14 protein-coding genes are annotated in these 15,927 nt (G+C 40.6%); 8 read left to right on the top strand and 6 right to left on the bottom strand.

The annotated features are described in order from the left end of the window. Window positions 1–10: 10 nt before the first annotated feature. The 4 genes from atpD (at window position 11) to J7R07_RS02525 (ending at window position 4,805) form a co-directional block, all read left to right on the top strand. Window positions 11–1,627, top strand: coding sequence for a F0F1 ATP synthase subunit beta (gene atpD / locus J7R07_RS02540; protein WP_208435376.1), 1,617 nt, complete (start codon window positions 11–13; stop codon window positions 1,625–1,627). A gap of 72 nt (window positions 1,628–1,699) precedes the next feature. Then, complete coding sequence (atpC, locus tag J7R07_RS02535) at window positions 1,700–2,116, top strand: ATP synthase F1 subunit epsilon (RefSeq protein WP_208435375.1); 417 nt, start codon at window positions 1,700–1,702, stop codon at window positions 2,114–2,116. A 23-nt stretch (window positions 2,117–2,139) separates the two neighbouring features. Beyond that, window positions 2,140–3,801, top strand: coding sequence for an MFS transporter (locus tag J7R07_RS02530; protein ID WP_208435374.1), 1,662 nt, complete (start codon window positions 2,140–2,142; stop codon window positions 3,799–3,801). After that, a complete protein-coding gene (locus J7R07_RS02525) occupies window positions 3,798–4,805 on the top strand; it encodes an HlyD family secretion protein (protein ID WP_208435373.1) in 1,008 nt (335 codons plus the stop codon). The genes J7R07_RS02530 and J7R07_RS02525 overlap by 4 nt, the downstream gene beginning before the upstream one ends. A 469-nt stretch (window positions 4,806–5,274) precedes the next feature. Here J7R07_RS02525 and J7R07_RS02520 read toward each other — a convergent pair whose 3' ends face one another. Beyond that, a complete protein-coding gene (locus J7R07_RS02520; protein WP_208435372.1) occupies window positions 5,275–5,571 on the bottom strand; it encodes a hypothetical protein in 297 nt (98 codons plus the stop codon). Window positions 5,572–5,810: 239 nt separating this feature from the next. On the opposite strand from J7R07_RS02520, the gene ispG reads away from it, so the two are divergent. Continuing rightward, complete coding sequence (gene ispG, locus J7R07_RS02515) at window positions 5,811–7,052, top strand: flavodoxin-dependent (E)-4-hydroxy-3-methylbut-2-enyl-diphosphate synthase (protein ID WP_208435371.1); 1,242 nt, start codon at window positions 5,811–5,813, stop codon at window positions 7,050–7,052. A gap of 79 nt (window positions 7,053–7,131) precedes the next feature. Here ispG and J7R07_RS02510 read toward each other — a convergent pair whose 3' ends face one another. Beyond that, window positions 7,132–8,034, bottom strand: a complete 903-nt coding sequence (locus tag J7R07_RS02510) for a polyprenyl synthetase family protein (protein WP_208435370.1) — start codon at window positions 8,032–8,034, stop codon at window positions 7,132–7,134. Window positions 8,035–8,352: 318 nt separating this feature from the next. Between J7R07_RS02510 and rpmF the strand changes: the two genes are divergently transcribed. Beyond that, window positions 8,353–8,532, top strand: a complete 180-nt coding sequence (gene rpmF, locus J7R07_RS02505; RefSeq protein WP_208435635.1) for a 50S ribosomal protein L32 — start codon at window positions 8,353–8,355, stop codon at window positions 8,530–8,532. A gap of 518 nt (window positions 8,533–9,050) precedes the next feature. On the opposite strand, the gene J7R07_RS02500 is transcribed toward rpmF, so the two are convergent. The 3 genes from J7R07_RS02500 to J7R07_RS02490 form a co-directional block, all read right to left on the bottom strand. After that, the gene (locus J7R07_RS02500; RefSeq protein WP_208435369.1) at window positions 9,051–9,635 is read right to left on the bottom strand and encodes a CarD family transcriptional regulator; all 585 of its coding nucleotides are present in this window, start codon (window positions 9,633–9,635) and stop codon (window positions 9,051–9,053) included. A 306-nt stretch (window positions 9,636–9,941) separates the two neighbouring features. After that, complete coding sequence (fdxA, locus tag J7R07_RS02495; protein ID WP_208435368.1) at window positions 9,942–10,280, bottom strand: ferredoxin FdxA; 339 nt, start codon at window positions 10,278–10,280, stop codon at window positions 9,942–9,944. Window positions 10,281–10,301: 21 nt separating this feature from the next. Further along, complete coding sequence (locus J7R07_RS02490) at window positions 10,302–11,867, bottom strand: hypothetical protein (RefSeq protein WP_208435367.1); 1,566 nt, start codon at window positions 11,865–11,867, stop codon at window positions 10,302–10,304. A gap of 562 nt (window positions 11,868–12,429) precedes the next feature. Between J7R07_RS02490 and J7R07_RS02485 the strand changes: the two genes are divergently transcribed. Further along, window positions 12,430–13,341 carry an RNA polymerase factor sigma-32 gene (locus J7R07_RS02485; RefSeq protein WP_208435366.1) on the top strand — a complete coding sequence of 304 codons (912 nt, stop codon included), beginning with the start codon at window positions 12,430–12,432 and terminating at the stop codon, window positions 13,339–13,341. Window positions 13,342–13,515: 174 nt separating this feature from the next. Here J7R07_RS02485 and J7R07_RS02480 read toward each other — a convergent pair whose 3' ends face one another. Beyond that, complete coding sequence (locus tag J7R07_RS02480; RefSeq protein ID WP_208435365.1) at window positions 13,516–15,051, bottom strand: M48 family metalloprotease; 1,536 nt, start codon at window positions 15,049–15,051, stop codon at window positions 13,516–13,518. Between the two features lie 147 nt (window positions 15,052–15,198). On the opposite strand from J7R07_RS02480, the gene J7R07_RS02475 reads away from it, so the two are divergent. Further along, a complete protein-coding gene (locus J7R07_RS02475; protein ID WP_208435364.1) occupies window positions 15,199–15,834 on the top strand; it encodes a thiamine diphosphokinase in 636 nt (211 codons plus the stop codon). Window positions 15,835–15,927: the final 93 nt, after the last annotated feature.

Raw genomic sequence — 15,927 nt, 5'->3', positions numbered from 1 at the left:
GTAAGGGTTGATGGTAAAAGCAGTGACGTCAAGCAAGGAAACAGCAAAGGTTGAAAAAAAGAAAACAGCTGCTCGTTCAGGCGTGAAAAAAGCCGCCTCGAAATCTCAGACTGGTATGAAAGATTCGTCTACGCCTGTGCGGTCTTCTTCTCAGAAAAATATGCCGAAAAGTCCTAAAGATACCCCTGTAAAAGGGGCCGTTGGTAAGATCAAACAGGTTATTGGTGCTGTTGTTGATGTGCAGTTTGAAAATGCGTTGCCAAATATTCTTAATGCATTAGAAACAGACAATTTAGGCAATCGCCTGGTTTTGGAAGTTGCACAGCATTTGGGTGAAAATACCGTGCGTACGATTGCTATGGATACCACTGATGGTCTTATCCGTGGTCAAAAGGTTTTTGATACAGGAACACAGATCAGTGTTCCTGTTGGAGAGGCAACGCTTGGTCGTATCATGAATGTGATTGGAGAGCCGGTTGATAATGTGGGTCCAATTGTGACAGCCAAAAAGCGTTCTATTCACCAAGATGCTCCTGAATATGTTGAGCAATCAACCGTGTCAGAAATTCTTGTCACGGGTATTAAAGTCGTTGATTTGTTGGCGCCTTATTCTAAGGGTGGTAAGATTGGTTTGTTTGGTGGGGCTGGGGTTGGTAAAACCGTTCTCATTATGGAGCTTATCAACAATATTGCAAAAGCCCATGGTGGGTATTCTGTCTTTGCTGGCGTTGGAGAGCGTACACGTGAGGGAAATGATCTTTATTATGAAATGATCGAAAGCCGTGTGAATGTGAATCCAAAAGAGAATAATGGTTCAACAGCAGGATCAAAATGTGCGCTCGTTTATGGGCAAATGAATGAGCCACCAGGAGCACGTGCTCGTGTTGCTCTTTCAGGATTGACCATTGCGGAAAGTTTCCGGGATGAGGGACAGGATGTTCTTTTCTTTGTGGATAATATTTTCCGTTTTACTCAAGCAGGGGCTGAAGTTTCAGCGCTTTTGGGGCGTATCCCTTCTGCTGTGGGGTATCAGCCAACTTTAGCAACGGATATGGGTGCTTTGCAAGAACGTATTACCAGTACGAAAACTGGATCTATTACCTCTGTTCAGGCTATTTATGTTCCAGCCGATGACTTAACAGACCCAGCACCTGCAACATCTTTTGCCCATTTGGATGCAACAACGGTTCTTTCGCGTTCGATTGCTGAAAAGGGAATTTATCCAGCCGTTGATCCGCTTGATTCTTTCTCGCGCATGCTCGATCCATTGATTGTGGGAGAAGAGCATTATACGGTTGCTTGTCAGGTTCAAACTATTTTGCAACGTTATAGAGCTCTCCAGGATATTATTGCTATCCTTGGAATGGATGAGCTTTCTGAAGATGATAAATTGTTGGTAGGGCGGGCACGTAAAATTGAACGTTTCCTTTCGCAACCTTTCCATGTGGCTGAAGCTTTTACTGGTTCACCCGGAAAACTCGTCCCCTTAGAAGAGACAATAAAAGGCTTTAAAGGTCTTTGCGCTGGTGAGTATGATGATTTGCCGGAAGCCGCTTTTTATATGGTTGGTTCGATTGATGAAGCCATAGAAAAAGGAAAACGTCTTATTGCAGAGGCTTCTTCATAAGAAGAAATCTGTAAGGGATGTTTTTTGTGAAGAGGATGAAGAGTCCTTACGTCAAGCCTTGTGGAGATTTTTGTGGAACACAATAAAGAAGAGCATTTTTTATTTGAGCTTGTGTCGCCTGAGAAAATTGTGTTTTCAGAGCAGGTGGTTTCTGTTGTTCTTCCTTCAGCGTCAGGTGCTCTGACAATTATGGCGCATCATGCACCGCTGGTGGCAAGCATTGTGTTGGGCAGTGTTCGCGTTCGTACCTCTTCAGGGGAAAAGCTGTTTGCTGTTTACGGAGGCGTTGCTAATATTACCTTTTCCGGTTGTTCTCTGTTGGTGGAGCACGTTGTTGGTGTTGAGCATCTTTCTTTTGATGCATTGGAACAGAAGATTTTGCAAGTTCGAGCAACGTTAGAAGAGGGCATAAGCGATGAGATAAATCATAACGTCGAAAAGTTTTTTCATCAACTAACAGCTGCTGGTTCTGGGGGAACAGAGGCGTAAAGGATTATACAGGAAAAAGGGGCATGGGCGGAAAAAAAAGTACGGTTATGTCTGCTAAAAGAGGAGGAAAACCTTTTCCGCATCCAGGTCGTGTTTTCGCAGGGCCTTTGCCGAAATGTTTTGTTTATATTTTTGCTTCTTTTATTTTGCAGTGGGCCTATGGTTTGGGAGCGAATGTTGTTCAATCTAACATTGTTCGTCTTACGGGGGATTTCCACGCAACCCTGACCGAAACGACATGGTTGGTTGCGGCTTATATGGCACCAAATGTGAGTGTTGCGATCATGTTGATCAAAATTCGCTACCAGTTTGGGCTTCGAGCTTTTGCTGAGTTATCAATTCTTGGCTTCGTTTTGGTTTGTGTCTTGCAGCTTTTTGTGACAGATTTGCGTTCTGCTCTTATCATTCGTTTTTTTGCTGGTATTGCTGCAGCGCCCTTAGCTTCACTCGCACTGCTTTATATGATGGAGGCTTTTGCACCGGCAAAGAAATTTACTATTGGACTTAGTTTAAATTATACGAATGCTGCGTTAGCAGCTCCCTTATCGCGTTTAATTTCACCGGATTTATTGGAAAATGGGAGTTTTTCGAGCCTTTCAGCGATGGAAATGGGGTTGGTTCTCATCAGTTTGGGATGTATCTATGCTCTTCCACTGACTCCTGTGGTCCGTAGTAAAGTTATTCAGAAGTTAGACTGGGTGAGTTATGGTTTGATTGCACTTGGTCTTGGGCTTAATGCCATGATTATGTCTGTTGGCATATTGTATTGGTGGTATGAAGCACCATGGATTGGGTGGGCACTTGCACTGGCTATTGCTTCGTTAGTCATTGCGATTATGATTGAACTTAATAGAGCAAACCCGTTGATTGATTTACGCTGGCTTTTCAGTAAAGAAATCGTACACTCTGTTCTCATCTTATTAATCTTTCACGTTTTTTTGTTAGAAAGGTCAACTTTAGCAGTAGGATTTTTTAATCTTTTTGGTTTGTTAAATCGTGAGATGGCTCCCATGTATCTTGCGATTGTATTGGGTAGTCTTTTAGGAGGTGCAGTTTGTGTCTTTTTTCTACGTGCTGGACGTGAGGATTATTTTTATCTTTTATCCTTGGCTTGTCTGGCGCTTGGAGCTTATTTAGATAGTCACGTGAATCATTTAACGCGTCCCCAAGATATGATGCTCAGTCAAGGGTTGGTCAGTTTTAGTTACGCACTTTTTTTACCTCCTGCTCTTTGCAAGGGGTTTGTGATAGCTGGTGCACGAGGACCACGTTATGTCTTAAGTTTTATTGCTGTCTTTCTCTTGACACAAGTGACAGGCGGATTAATGGGGTCGGCTTTTTTTGGTAGTTTACAGTTTTTTTTCGCTCATAAGAACTTTGAATCTTTAACACAAAATATTACTGTCACAAATCCCTTTATTTCAGGGGAGACGAATACCTTATTTTTGCCTTCTTATGGTGCTTCTGTTCCTGACTTCTTAGGAAGTGAACAAGATACCTCTAGATTGATTGAAAAGTTTAAGTTAACAGCAAATATTTTTGCTTATGATGATGTTTTTCGACTTTATTTTTATATTGCAATAGTTGTATTTGCTGCTTTTTTTTTCAAAATATTTGTAAAACCATATGCTTTGTATGCATTTGAAAAGCGGTATAAAAGTGGTGAGGAGGGGTGTGAGAAATGATAAAAGCATTAAGGTCAAGAGCGACGCTTATTACATTCCTTTCAGGTATTACGGGTGTTTTGTTAATTTTATGGGCTTGGAGACTTCCTCCTTTTGTCAGTACAATTCAAATAACCGATAATGCTTCTGTTAAGGGCAGTGTTACTTTGGTTAGTTCACAGATCTCTGGGGTCATTGCACGAATTTATGTTCAAGATTACCAACGCGTTGAAAAGGGAATGCTGCTCTTTGAACTCGATGATGCTCTTTTTCGTCAACAGCTTGCGCAGGCACAGGCTGTTTTAGATTCAAAAAATGCTAAACTTTCTAGCATTATGTTGCAGGCTCAGATTTTGCAGGGAGAAATTAATGCAACAGAAGCCGAATTGGCGCGTTCGAAAGCATTTTCTAATGTTCTGTCTGAAAACAAAAAAATCGATTTTACAGATGCTTCCAATTCTGTCTCTCGTCCTCTTTCGCAATTGTTGGCAACGCTTGAAACAAAACGCCAATTGCAAAAACAATTGGGTCTTGAACGGCAAAGTCTACAATCGGAGGTGGCAAGTGCGCAGGTTGGCGTCGAGTTGGCTAAAATCAACCTGGATCATACGAAGATTTTATCTCCTATAACGGGATATATTGGGTTGGTTGGTGCGCGGGTGGGACAATATGTTTTGCCTGGTACGCAATTGGTGCCAGTTATTTCTGATGATATTTGGATTGTTGCCAATTATAAGGAAACGCAGCTTTCGCAAATGCGTGTTGGGCAACCGGTTATTTTTTCTGTTGATGCATTGAACAATAAAAAATTAACAGGACGTGTGGTTCGTTTTGCACCTGCGACTGGTTCAGAATTTTCATTATTAAAAACAGATACGACAATCGGGAATTTTATTAAAATTGCACAGCGTATTTCTGTGCGTATTGCTTTAGATCCTGGACAAGAAGGGGCTGAAAAGCTTATTCCTGGTATGTCAGTTGTCACGTATGTGGATACGTCACAGCGTATTGCTTCTGGAGGGTAGAATTTTGGGTTTTTTAAATTTTATTTTTATGCCCGCTGTTTGTAGTAAGTGGGTGTTAAGTTTGGAAGACTTTATTTGGTTTGTCATGCTACATCTTTTTAAACTCTTATCTGTACTGCTGTAAGATATTGTGCTTTAGAACGGTGAGATAAGGTATGTTCATGCAGATGAAAGATAAGAGTTTCGTTTCTTTCTGATTTCAGTTTTCTTTTGCATGCATTCAGCGTGGAAGGAGAAGGTTGCGGGGAAGAGTCACGGCAAAGCTTTTCTTATGAACTTATGGGGAAATTATAGCGGTCGTGAAGACGGAAAATGTATGCGAGAGAAACCAGTCTGTAATCAGATTGGCGGTTTAGAGGGGACCTCATTCCATTAGGGCGGTGAGACTTTGATTGGGATGGTGATGGTATTTTTTCACTTTTTTACGCTATAAAAGAATGCCCGATTCAAAGCGGGCATTAAAAGGGCTTTAGCTCTGTTGTTGGTTTTTGCGGATCAGCAAAAAGCTCGCTAAAACCACTCCTGTAGCCAATGCGATAATTGTTTTGGGGTGTTCTTTTGCTTTTTTCTTCAATTCTGTAGCATGCTCATTGAGGTGGCAAAGTGCGTGATGGCCTTTTTGTTTCCATGTATCAAGCATGTCTAAGATGTTTGCAAAGCTGCTATTATGAGAACGCCAACGATTTGCAGGGACAAGTTCACTTTTTAATTGTGCGATACGTTTTTTAATTCTAGCATTTTTTGCGTGGGTTGAAAATAAACACATTTGTTAACTCCTTTATGTATTTGATGTTTTACGAAAATTGGCATTGTGTTTGGGGTTTTGCTATAACGGCTTGAAAATTGAAAGGTTGCATTGATGGCTTTACTTGTCAGTGATGTAAGAAAGCTAATAGCTTTGGTTGAGTGAGGTGGTGTCTTTCATTCATTTTTTAAATTGTACTTTGACAAGCATTGTCATAAATGAGGTTCGATATATACCAAGTTTTGAAATTTGAGGGCTTGATGAGCACACCGTATCCTTTATCTAAACCTCTTGAACGTCGTTGGTCTGTTGGTGTTGCGGTTGGTGATGTGATGGTGGGTGGCAATAACCCAATTGTTGTTCAGTCAATGACCAATACCGATACTGCTGATATTGATTCAACCGTTGCACAAATTGCTGCTCTTTGGCAGGCCGGTTCCCAATTGGTTCGGATCACCGTTGATCGTGATGAAGCTGCTGCTGCTGTGCCAAAAATACGAGAACGATTGGAACGGTTGGGTTTTTCTGTACCATTGGTGGGAGATTTTCATTATATTGGCCATAAACTTTTGGCAGCACATCCTGCGTGTGCTAAGGCTCTTGCAAAATATCGGATCAATCCTGGAAATGTTGGTTTTGGCGCAAAAAAGGATCAGCAGTTTGCAGAAATTGTCGAAATTGCTTGTCGGTATCATAAAGCCATTCGTATTGGTGTGAATTGGGGATCTCTTGATAATGTGTTATTAACACAGCTTATGAATGAAAATGCACAGCAGGAGAATCCCTTATCTGTGGCAGAAGTGATGCGGGAAACTGTTGTGCAGTCGGCTTTGCATTCGGCTGCTTTTGCGGAAGAGCTGGGGTTGGGACGTGATAAAATTATTCTTTCTGCTAAAGTGAGTGATGTTCAAGATCTTATTGCTGTCTACAGTACCCTGGCAGAGCGTTGTGATTATGCGCTCCATTTGGGTTTGACAGAAGCAGGAATGGGAACAAAGGGTGTTGTTGCTTCTTCTGTGGCTTTGGGAATTTTGTTACAGCAAGGAATTGGGGATACAATCCGCATTTCCTTGACGCCTGAACCCGGTGGAGATCGGACACGAGAAGTGAAGGTGGGACAAGAACTTTTACAAGTGATGGGGTTTCGGCAATTTTTGCCTGTTGTTGCTGCTTGTCCTGGTTGTGGTCGTACAACCTCGACAGTGTTTCAGCAATTGGCGCAAAAAATTGAAGCGAATTTGTACAAAAATATGCCCATCTGGCGTGAAAAGTATCCTGGTGTTGAAAGTTTGAAGGTGGCAGTGATGGGATGTATTGTCAATGGACCAGGAGAATCAAAACATGCTGATATTGGAATCTCTTTGCCGGGAGTGGGTGAAAGTCCGGCGGCGCCTGTTTTTATTGAGGGACAAAAGGTAAAGACTTTGCGGGGTAACCATATTGCTGAAGAATTTGAATCTCTCTTGAGTGATTATATCCATAAACGCTTTGGACAGGGTTGAAAGAAACCGTTGTATGGATTCAAAATAAAAAAACACTTTGTTTTGCCTGCCTTTTTGCTTGTGCTATGGCTGGTGAATATTAATTTTTTCGTGTTGCACTAAAATGGGCTGCTTGTTGGAGAGCTTTCGCTTTGTCGCCAAAGGGGCGTAAAAGTGCTTCGGCTTTCGTAATCAGGTCATCTCGCTTTTTTTGTGTTTCTTCAATACCATAAAGACGAACAAAAGTGGCTTTATGCGCCGTTTCATCTTTACCGGCGGTTTTGCCTAGTACTTCGCTGCTGGTTGTCACATCGAGAAGATCATCTGTCAATTGAAAGGCTAAACCGAGATATGTCCCAAAAGCAGAAAGTCTTTCCGTTAGTTCTTTTGAAGCATTGCCGATAATGGCTCCTGCTTGGCAAGCAAAGCTTATAAGGGCTGCTGTTTTCATGCGTTGTAGAGTGATAATATTGGTGCTCGCTTGCGGTTTTTTTTCTGCCTCAATGTCAAGCATTTGGCCACCTATCATACCGCCAAGTCCTGCGGCCTGTGCAAGAGCTGTGATCAGCTTTATTCGGGTGTCACAAGACAGTGCACGGGCTTTATCAGCAATGATTTCAAAAGCAAATGTTAAAAGAGCATTCCCTGCAAGAATCGCTGTTGCTTCATCAAATGCTATGTGGACAGTGGGTTTGCCACGTCGAAGTGTATCGTTATCCATGGCGGGGAGGTCATCATGAATGAGCGAATAACAATGCACACATTCTAGAGCACAGGCGACATCAAGAGCGTGTTCAGACGGGATATCAAAAAGAGCAGCACTTTGCATAACAAGAAAAGGACGCAGGCGTTTTCCACCATTGAGAACACCGTAGCGCATAGTTTTGAGCAAGATTTCAGGACGGGAAATTTCACCATTTTGGGCTTGATCACCGAGCAGTATAGCAAGTCGGCTTTCAACGCTGTGACCATGTTTTGCAAGAAGGGTGGCAAATTCGTGCATTCTTGCTTCCTTATATTATTGCAAATGAAACCTTGAAATTTACAAGAAAGAGGGCATTGCTTTTGCTCGTTTTAGTTACATTTGTATAGTTTTCTTATGAAAAAATCATTTTTTCTTTTGATACTCACACTCACTGTATGCGAAAGTCTCTGTGAAAGCCAAACAAAAAATGAAATGCCAAACAAAAAATGAAATGAAAGTCTAGCCAAAAGCTTTTAATCAGTGTATAACCCTTCCAGATTTTATGATGTTTTTGATAAAGGCTGTGTCATTCTTGATGCTGCCTGTTTTGTTTTAACAGATTTGGAGTGTCTCTTTATGGCTGTACCTAAACGAAAAACCTCTCCAGCAAAGCGGGGTATGCGCCGTTCGACTCATGCCTTAAAGGCACCGACTTATGTTGAGGATAGAAACTCTGGTGAATTGCGTCGCCCTCATCATATTGATTTGAAAACAGGGATGTATTGCGGACGCCAAGTTTTACCTGCTAAAGATTGAGCATTTTGTCTCTCTACAAAGGGGTAGGGGTCACTTTATCGTCGGTAAGTGTGTGTACACGGGTTGAATGTGTTTTTCAGTTGTTCTTTTTCGTGAAAAGAGTGAAATACGCACTATTCCCCTCGTGCGGTGGTTTAGTGACTTTCTTATTCTATTGAGAGAATAAGATAAGTGTTTTCATAAATGCTCTCTGTAGCATAGACTATAAGAGAAAATGGTGCAAAAACTCTCGTAAGTATTGAAGAGATAAGCCTTATAATAAACTATTTTTCTTAAGTAACGCTCTTAAAACATAGAGTATAAAAAGGGCTAGAGAAAGTTTAAATATCAATTTTTATAAGATGTGAAATTTTAATGATCGGCACATCCTATTCGGTTTTACTCATATATTGTTGAACAGAAAAACGTAAGTGAGCTCTTTATCAAATGTTCTACTGTTGATGAAGTTCTGGCTATAAAAAACAAAACCAACGATATGCTGGTTTTGTTTTGTTAGCAAAATATTTTAACTTGATTTCTTATGCAGCGTAAACAGCTTCCCCACTTGTATTCACTTCATCTCTCTCAGCCTTAAATTCACGATTTGGCTTTTTTGAAAGATGCATCTCTATGAGATTGATAGCTTCTGTTTCAGAAAGATTATTGATAACAGCAATTTCACGAGCCATTCTTTCAAGTGCAGCAGTATAAAGCTGACGCTCAGAATAAGATTGCTCAGGTTGTAGATTTGAGCGAAAAAGATCGCGCACTACTTCAGCGATACAAATAAGATCCCCCGAATTAATTTTAGCATCATACTCTTGAGCACGGCGTGACCACATGGTTCGTTTAACCCGTGCTTTTCCGTGTAGAATTTTTAATGCGCGTTCAACAGAATCGACGGCAGATAATTTACGCATTCCAACGGAAAGGGCTTTCGCAATCGGCACTTTGACATCCATTTTGTCTTTTGCAAAATGAATAACAAAGAGTTTTAATTTGTGTCCTGCAACTTCTTGATCTTCAATCGCTATAATTTGACCCACTCCATGGGTAGGATAAACGATATATTCAGAGGTTGAAAATCCTTTAGTACTGGAGGACGTTCCGTGCTGGGATGCCATATTTTAGTTTACTCCCTTTATGATCAACAAATGTATCGGAAAACAGGCTGCAAACCTGAATGTTGAGTGTTCTTAACCAAGTATATTACACTAATTGAGTGAGCATAAAAGTCGAGTACTTTTAAATCCAACAAAAAACACATTGCTCTACAGAGAAAAGCAAAGAAAAATACTTAGAAAGATAATTATATTAAAATAACACTAACATAAAAATTCAAAAGAATCAATCGTTTTGCTTAGGAATTTTCATTTTTACAAGGTAATTTTCTTCATTCTTGAAGGCGTATGGTGTATGTTGTATCATTATTATTCACCACTTCCTGGATTTTCTGAAAAATACTTTTCTAATTTATTTGGAACGCCATCCATTTCTTTTGCTTGAGGAAGAGGGTCTTTGCGGGTAGTTAAATTAGGCCATTTGTTTGCATACTGAAGATTCAGTTCTAACCACTCTTCAAGCCCTGGTTCGGTGTCAGGCTTAATGGCTTCCGCTGGACATTCCGGTACACACACCCCACAATCAATACATTCATCAGGGTGGATGACAAGCATATTCTCACCTTCATAAAAACAATCAACAGGACACACTTCAACGCAATCAGTATATTTGCAATGAATGCAGTTATCAGTTACTACATGAGTCAAGATCTACCTCCATTTGTTGTTTTAGTGATCTTCGGAGGAAAGCGTATCTGTGTCTTTATTATTTACAAGTTTATTACGTAGCACAGCTAATTTTGCAAAAGGTGAATCAGGATTAGGGTGTTTTTCTTTTTGAAACGATTTATCATTCCCACGTTTGGCATGTGGTTTGTGAAACTTATAAGAATGCTTTGTGTATGACGTGGTTTCCAGGGAGGTGTTTTCTTTCGCACTTGCCCCTTTTTTAAACGCTTTTTGCGGTTTATTTTTCCACCTGTAACCAGATTTATCACGTTTTTTTTGTGCATGGTGGTGAAATTGATAATTATAGCGCCATAGTAAAACAACTTTATCTTCTGTTGCAAAGCATTTTTGTTTGGCAAAATCGCCAACGAGTTCAGCTTTCGGTAAACGATCTATACTGTTTGGTTGTGCTTCAACACAAGGAGATAAAGGTCTTTTTGCTTCCTCTTTTGTTTCTAAGGTTTTCATGATTTGCCATTGATCGCCAACAAACTCTGCCTCTGGAACCTCTTGTGTTTTCGTATATGCATGAGAAGAGGCTTTGTCTGCAAGGAGATGTTGTTCAAAAACCGTGCTGCTTACGGCATGCGATTGGTAGCCAAGCCCTTTTAGAATTTCTTCCATATCAGTTCCATTGGCTCCAAGAATCGACATCATAGTGGATGTAACAAAAAAACTTTTGCCATCATAAGCGCCTTCGGGTTTGGGTGTATTGCCTTGTTTCCAATGAAGAGCAGGGCGGATCAGGTTTGCAAGGCGTTCTAAAATGTCAATGCGTACAGCACGCTGCCCTAGGATCTGGTAACCGGCTAGTCGGTAAAATTGTTGGTTATAGCTAGGTTCCACAACAAGCGAGGTTCGTCCCGCAGATAATGCTGCAAAAATTTCCCCCAATCCAGTTTGGTCATGATCCCCATTTTGCAGATTCCACAGCAATGTCGTGGCTTGGACTGATGCTGGTTTAAGCATGCCAGCAACATAAATATGGAAAGCGCCAAAACGCACACCTAGACGTCGCAGGACAGAACGTGATTCTTGATCAAGGTTTTTGACAACTTCAGCCACTTCTCGACGTGGTAAAATGCCTAAAGAGTTGACAATTTTTAAGGCAAGACCACTTGTCGAATCTGTCAAGCTATCGGCATTGCGTAAATCAAACAGAGGTTTTAAAGCCATTTCAAAATGAAAAGCTATAAAACGCTCTAGGCGTTTCACAACGTTATCACGCGCTTCTCCTGTTAATTGCGTATCTGCTAAAATAATCAGTCTGGGTTTTAGAAAATCCTCTGTTGCAATAAGTTGACCCACGGGCTGACCAATCCAGCGCACAATGCCATCAGAACTCAGTGTAAAATCTTTATTAGGACAAGCACAAAGACGTGCTGCACGTTTGGAAAAAGCAAGAATCAAATCTTCATTCTCTATGAAACTTTGCGTTTCATCGCTTTGGTTGGCATTGTTTTTGTTGGCATAAAAACGAAAACCTTCAAATTTGCCATTTCCCTGTTTTTCAATAAGAATATCATCCTGAAAAATCTCATTCCGTTGAACAATCTTGCTATCCATGATTATTTTCTTTCTCAGTGCTAGACTGGTAAAAAGCTTATTCTCAACAATTCTATCATTGTGTTGCTCCTTTAACACGTTTGTTGCATTTTCTTCAATAATTCTTGTCGTTTTTAATACTTCTTTTTTCTTTAACTTTGGGTATTTCTTTTTTTATTTACCTTGAATATTTTAGAAATGTTCATTACACGTATTAGTTGCATTGTAAAGCTGGAAGCAAAAATAAACTCTTCGCTCAAAAGGCTATTAGCATCATGAAACAAAACAGTATTTATTTTTCCTGTCCTTTTTATTTTTTTCTAACCTGTCACAATAATATTACAAAGAAAGCTTTTCTATATATTTTTCGCCGGTAAGCGGTGTACATCATATTGCCGTTTTAGAGGCAAAACTGTGTTCTGTAACAATAAGTTTTACAATTGTAATAAAAAAACAATTGCGATTATAAAAATACACGCTAAAGTAGTGGCATTGAAACAAACAACTTTTGCGTTCTTTTTGAGGAAGAACGGTGATGTCGTTACCAAATCAATTTTGATATTTTTAATCGCAAGGGGTTATTATGAGTAATCTTTCAAATGCTATTTATAAAAACGGCAAAAATTATAGCGACGCAGATAAAAGCTTGGGACGCAATATGATGCGTTCTGCGATGCAAGCACCTTATCTTGAACGACAAAAAGAGCATGATTTGGCTTTGCGGTGGAAAGATAAACGCGATGATGAGGCTATGCATCAAATTGCAGCGGCACATATGCGTTTGGTTATTGCGATTGCGAACCGTTTTAAACGTTTCAAAATGCCATTGGGGGATCTGGTACAAGAAGGTTATGTGGGCCTTTTGGAAGCTGCTGCGCGTTTCGAACCTGATCGGGAGGTCCGTTTTTCGACCTATGCAACATGGTGGATACGCGCCTCTATTCAAGATTATATTTTACGAAATTGGTCTATCGTTCGAGGCGGGACAAGTTCTTCGCAAAAAGCACTTTTCTTTAATCTTCGGCGTTTGCGAGCGAAATTGGTGCAGGATGACAGTGCTCTTTCAAAACAAGATATCTTTCGCACAATCGCTGAAAAGCTTGGTGTTTCAGTTCATGATGTTGAAACAATGGATTTTCGTTTTTCCAGCTCTGATAATTCCTTGAGCGGTTCTGTTTCTGACAACAGTGATAATCCTATTGCCAAAATGGATGCTTTGGTAGATGATAGCCCGCTGCCTGATGCTTTAATTGAGCAAGCAATTGATAGCCAACGGCGAGCACAATGGCTTTATGATGCGTTGCAAATTCTTAATGAACGGGAGCTTGAAATTATTCGTTTTCGTCGTTTGAATGAAGAAGGGGCGACCTTAGAAGTTTTGGGTGAAAAGTTAGGAATCTCGAAAGAACGCGTGCGCCAAATTGAAGCACGTGCTTTGCAAAAGTTGCGTTCTGCTCTTCTTACGGTTCATTCAGCAGAAGCTTATGAAATGTAAGTATTGAAAATTTTATAAGAAGGTAATCTGAAGGGGTCTAGGGAATAGAGGATGTATGCCGTGGCTGGTTGTAACGTGCAACCAGATGCGGGCAGAGAGTTTTTCAGAATGTAGGCGGTAATTCAGAGGGTATGAGGGGATTAAAAGTGCAAAAAACGGTAAAGATCGTCAGATTTATTCCGCAATAATTTTAATGTTTCTACCGACGTGTAAAGTGTGGGTTGGTGAGAGGGCATTGAGAATGCGAAAGAGTTTTTCTTTTTGTGGTATATTTTGCATTTTATTGGCAAGATTTGCGACACTCTCTCCCTGTTTTACACGCACGATACGGATTCTTGAGGGTTTTAGCTTTGTTAACTGTGATGGTGAAAGGGAGTGAAAGCTTTGAACCGTTTTTTCAGCAATCGTTTCAAAATTTTGAGAATTATGGGGGGCAGCAGTCAGAAAACGAAAGATATGGTTGTTGAACAAAATGACAACCACATCAAATTGCCATTGTTCATCGGCTGCGCGGGCTTGTGCTCCAGGTAGACCGTTAATTGTGATTGGGCGGATAGAAGATTTATCTAGGCCTAGAATCCATCCGCTTTTTAAATAATCACTTGCAGATGTTTCAGCAGGATATGGCAAAGCATCAAAACGAATGGCAATATTATCTGATCTGCTGGCCCAGACCGTATGCATTGAATTTTCTCTTGTGAAATTGTTTGGAATACAAAAAGTTATACGCAATTGTGGGTGAATAAATTGGTTGCCTCGTATAAAACCTGTATGAAAGTCTCCCCCAAAAACCATGCCATCAATGCTCTTGAGAAAGGAATCATGATCTGTGTTTTTTTTGTTTACTATACTGAGTTTACGGGCTTTTTCTCTGGCAAGGCGAATGCGTTGGGGGGTGGTTGGGTGGCTTGCTAGAAAATCTAGGGAGGTATTTTTTGTCCCTGAGAGATTAAGAAAAGCGCTATAGGCTTCCATTGATTGGAGAAAGCGTGGAGAAGCAAAGGGATCATATCCTGCCTGTTGGAGCATTTCCAACGCAAGGGAATCGGCTTCCAGTTCCTGATTGCGTGAAAATTGCGCAAGTTGTTGCTTGTTTTCAAGATGGCTGTGCACGTTTCTTTCAGCGTGAGAGAGAAGATGAGGTGACATGTGATTTGTCATCTTCAATTGGGCTTCTTTTTGTAAACGTAAAATGCCATGATTGGCAGTAATATGGGCTATTTCATGGGCTAAAATTGCGGCAACTTCTGAGGAATCATTGGCCAATGCCAGCATGCCACGGGTTATATAGATAGAACCATTTGGTTGGGCAAATGCGTTAACGCTTTCAGAGTTTAAAATGGTGACAGAATAGCTTTGTCGTGCACCGTGTGATAGAGTTGTAAGTTTGTGCACAATATTTGCTAATAAACGTTCAAGTTTTGCATTATGATATGCGCCGCCATATATTTGTAAAATCCGCGGGTGTTGTATAGCGCTTAATCTGACATAGATATTGTGTTTGCTGGTACGTTTGGTTGTTCCAGAAAGACCTGAGGAAGAAAGCATGTCATTTTGGGGGAGATGCATATGACAAGCAGAAAGAAGAAGTATGAAGCTTATGAAAGTGGCTTTATACATTCTGGTGTAAGAAAGAAAGTTTTGTTGAAAAAACCGGTGCCTTTGACCATCGTGCACCACATCTTCGGAGTGTATTTTGGTAAATTTCATTTGTGTCGTGTATGCATTTTTTTACAATAAAGAAACTTTTAGTATAAGGAGTATTTTGGCTATATCACGGTTCTTATCTATAAAAATAGCTCTTTTTTATAAAAAAGGGCTTATGCAAGTGAAACATTGCGAAAGGCAGAAGAGGGCATGACAACATTTACAATATTGTTAAATGGAGATGTCGGTATCACTGATCGTTTGCTCAATCAAATTCAAAATAGTCGTGTGATTGCTGCAGATGGTGGAATGCGTCATGCAGCAGCGTTGAATGTCATTCCTGAGCTGTGGGTGGGCGACTTCGATTCCTCTGATCAGGTTTTAATAAGTCGATATAGTGATATTCCGCGTGAGGTTTTTCCTTCTGATAAAGATATGACCGATAGTGCTTTGGCATGTGAAAGAGCTTTGCAAAATGGCGCCAAGCAGCTTATTTTGTGTGGTGCTTTGGGCGGTGAAAGAAGTGATCATAGTCTTTCTCATATGACACAAGCACTGGCAATGGCCGAAAAAGGTATTCCAGTGTTGTTGACGAGCGGTTTGGAGGAAGGCTGGCCAGTTTTGCCCATACCTTGTTCATATGATTTGCCTGAGGGATGTTTGTTTAGTATTGTCGGTTTTTCTGATTTACAAGGCTTGACGCTCTCAGGTGTAAAATGGCCACTTTATGATGAAAATGTGTCATTTGGGTCTTCTTTGACACTTTCTAACCGTATTTGTGGAACCTTTTCTTGCCATTTAGGTTCTGGAAAAGCTATATTGTTGGCGTCTGTACCTATTCCATAAGGCTCTTCTGGTATATTTGAGTAAGGCAGAGGGGGACAGGTGATGAAGTGCTGGCATGAATAATATATTGATATACTGATAAGGAGAGGTTTT

Source organism: Bartonella phoceensis, from assembly GCF_902825145.1.
In the GTDB taxonomy this organism is placed as follows: Bacteria; Pseudomonadota; Alphaproteobacteria; order Rhizobiales; family Rhizobiaceae; genus Bartonella; species Bartonella phoceensis.
This window is presented reverse-complemented; position numbering and strand designations above follow the sequence as displayed.

What these genes read in the sequence shown, in the direction of transcription:
- atpD (WP_208435376.1), top strand. Translation starts at nt 11, where the DNA reads ATGGTAAAAGCAGTGACGTCAAGCAAGGAAACAGCAAAGGTTGAAAAA.
- J7R07_RS02530 (WP_208435374.1), top strand. Translation starts at nt 2,140, where the DNA reads ATGGGCGGAAAAAAAAGTACGGTTATGTCTGCTAAAAGAGGAGGAAAA.
- J7R07_RS02525 (WP_208435373.1), top strand. Translation starts at nt 3,798, where the DNA reads ATGATAAAAGCATTAAGGTCAAGAGCGACGCTTATTACATTCCTTTCA.
- J7R07_RS02520 (WP_208435372.1), bottom strand. Translation starts at nt 5,571, where the DNA reads ATGTGTTTATTTTCAACCCACGCAAAAAATGCTAGAATTAAAAAACGT.
- ispG (WP_208435371.1), top strand. Translation starts at nt 5,811, where the DNA reads ATGAGCACACCGTATCCTTTATCTAAACCTCTTGAACGTCGTTGGTCT.
- J7R07_RS02510 (WP_208435370.1), bottom strand. Translation starts at nt 8,034, where the DNA reads ATGCACGAATTTGCCACCCTTCTTGCAAAACATGGTCACAGCGTTGAA.
- rpmF (WP_208435635.1), top strand. Translation starts at nt 8,353, where the DNA reads ATGGCTGTACCTAAACGAAAAACCTCTCCAGCAAAGCGGGGTATGCGC.
- J7R07_RS02500 (WP_208435369.1), bottom strand. Translation starts at nt 9,635, where the DNA reads ATGGCATCCCAGCACGGAACGTCCTCCAGTACTAAAGGATTTTCAACC.
- J7R07_RS02490 (WP_208435367.1), bottom strand. Translation starts at nt 11,867, where the DNA reads ATGGATAGCAAGATTGTTCAACGGAATGAGATTTTTCAGGATGATATT.
- J7R07_RS02485 (WP_208435366.1), top strand. Translation starts at nt 12,430, where the DNA reads ATGAGTAATCTTTCAAATGCTATTTATAAAAACGGCAAAAATTATAGC.
- J7R07_RS02480 (WP_208435365.1), bottom strand. Translation starts at nt 15,051, where the DNA reads ATGAAATTTACCAAAATACACTCCGAAGATGTGGTGCACGATGGTCAA.
- J7R07_RS02475 (WP_208435364.1), top strand. Translation starts at nt 15,199, where the DNA reads ATGACAACATTTACAATATTGTTAAATGGAGATGTCGGTATCACTGAT.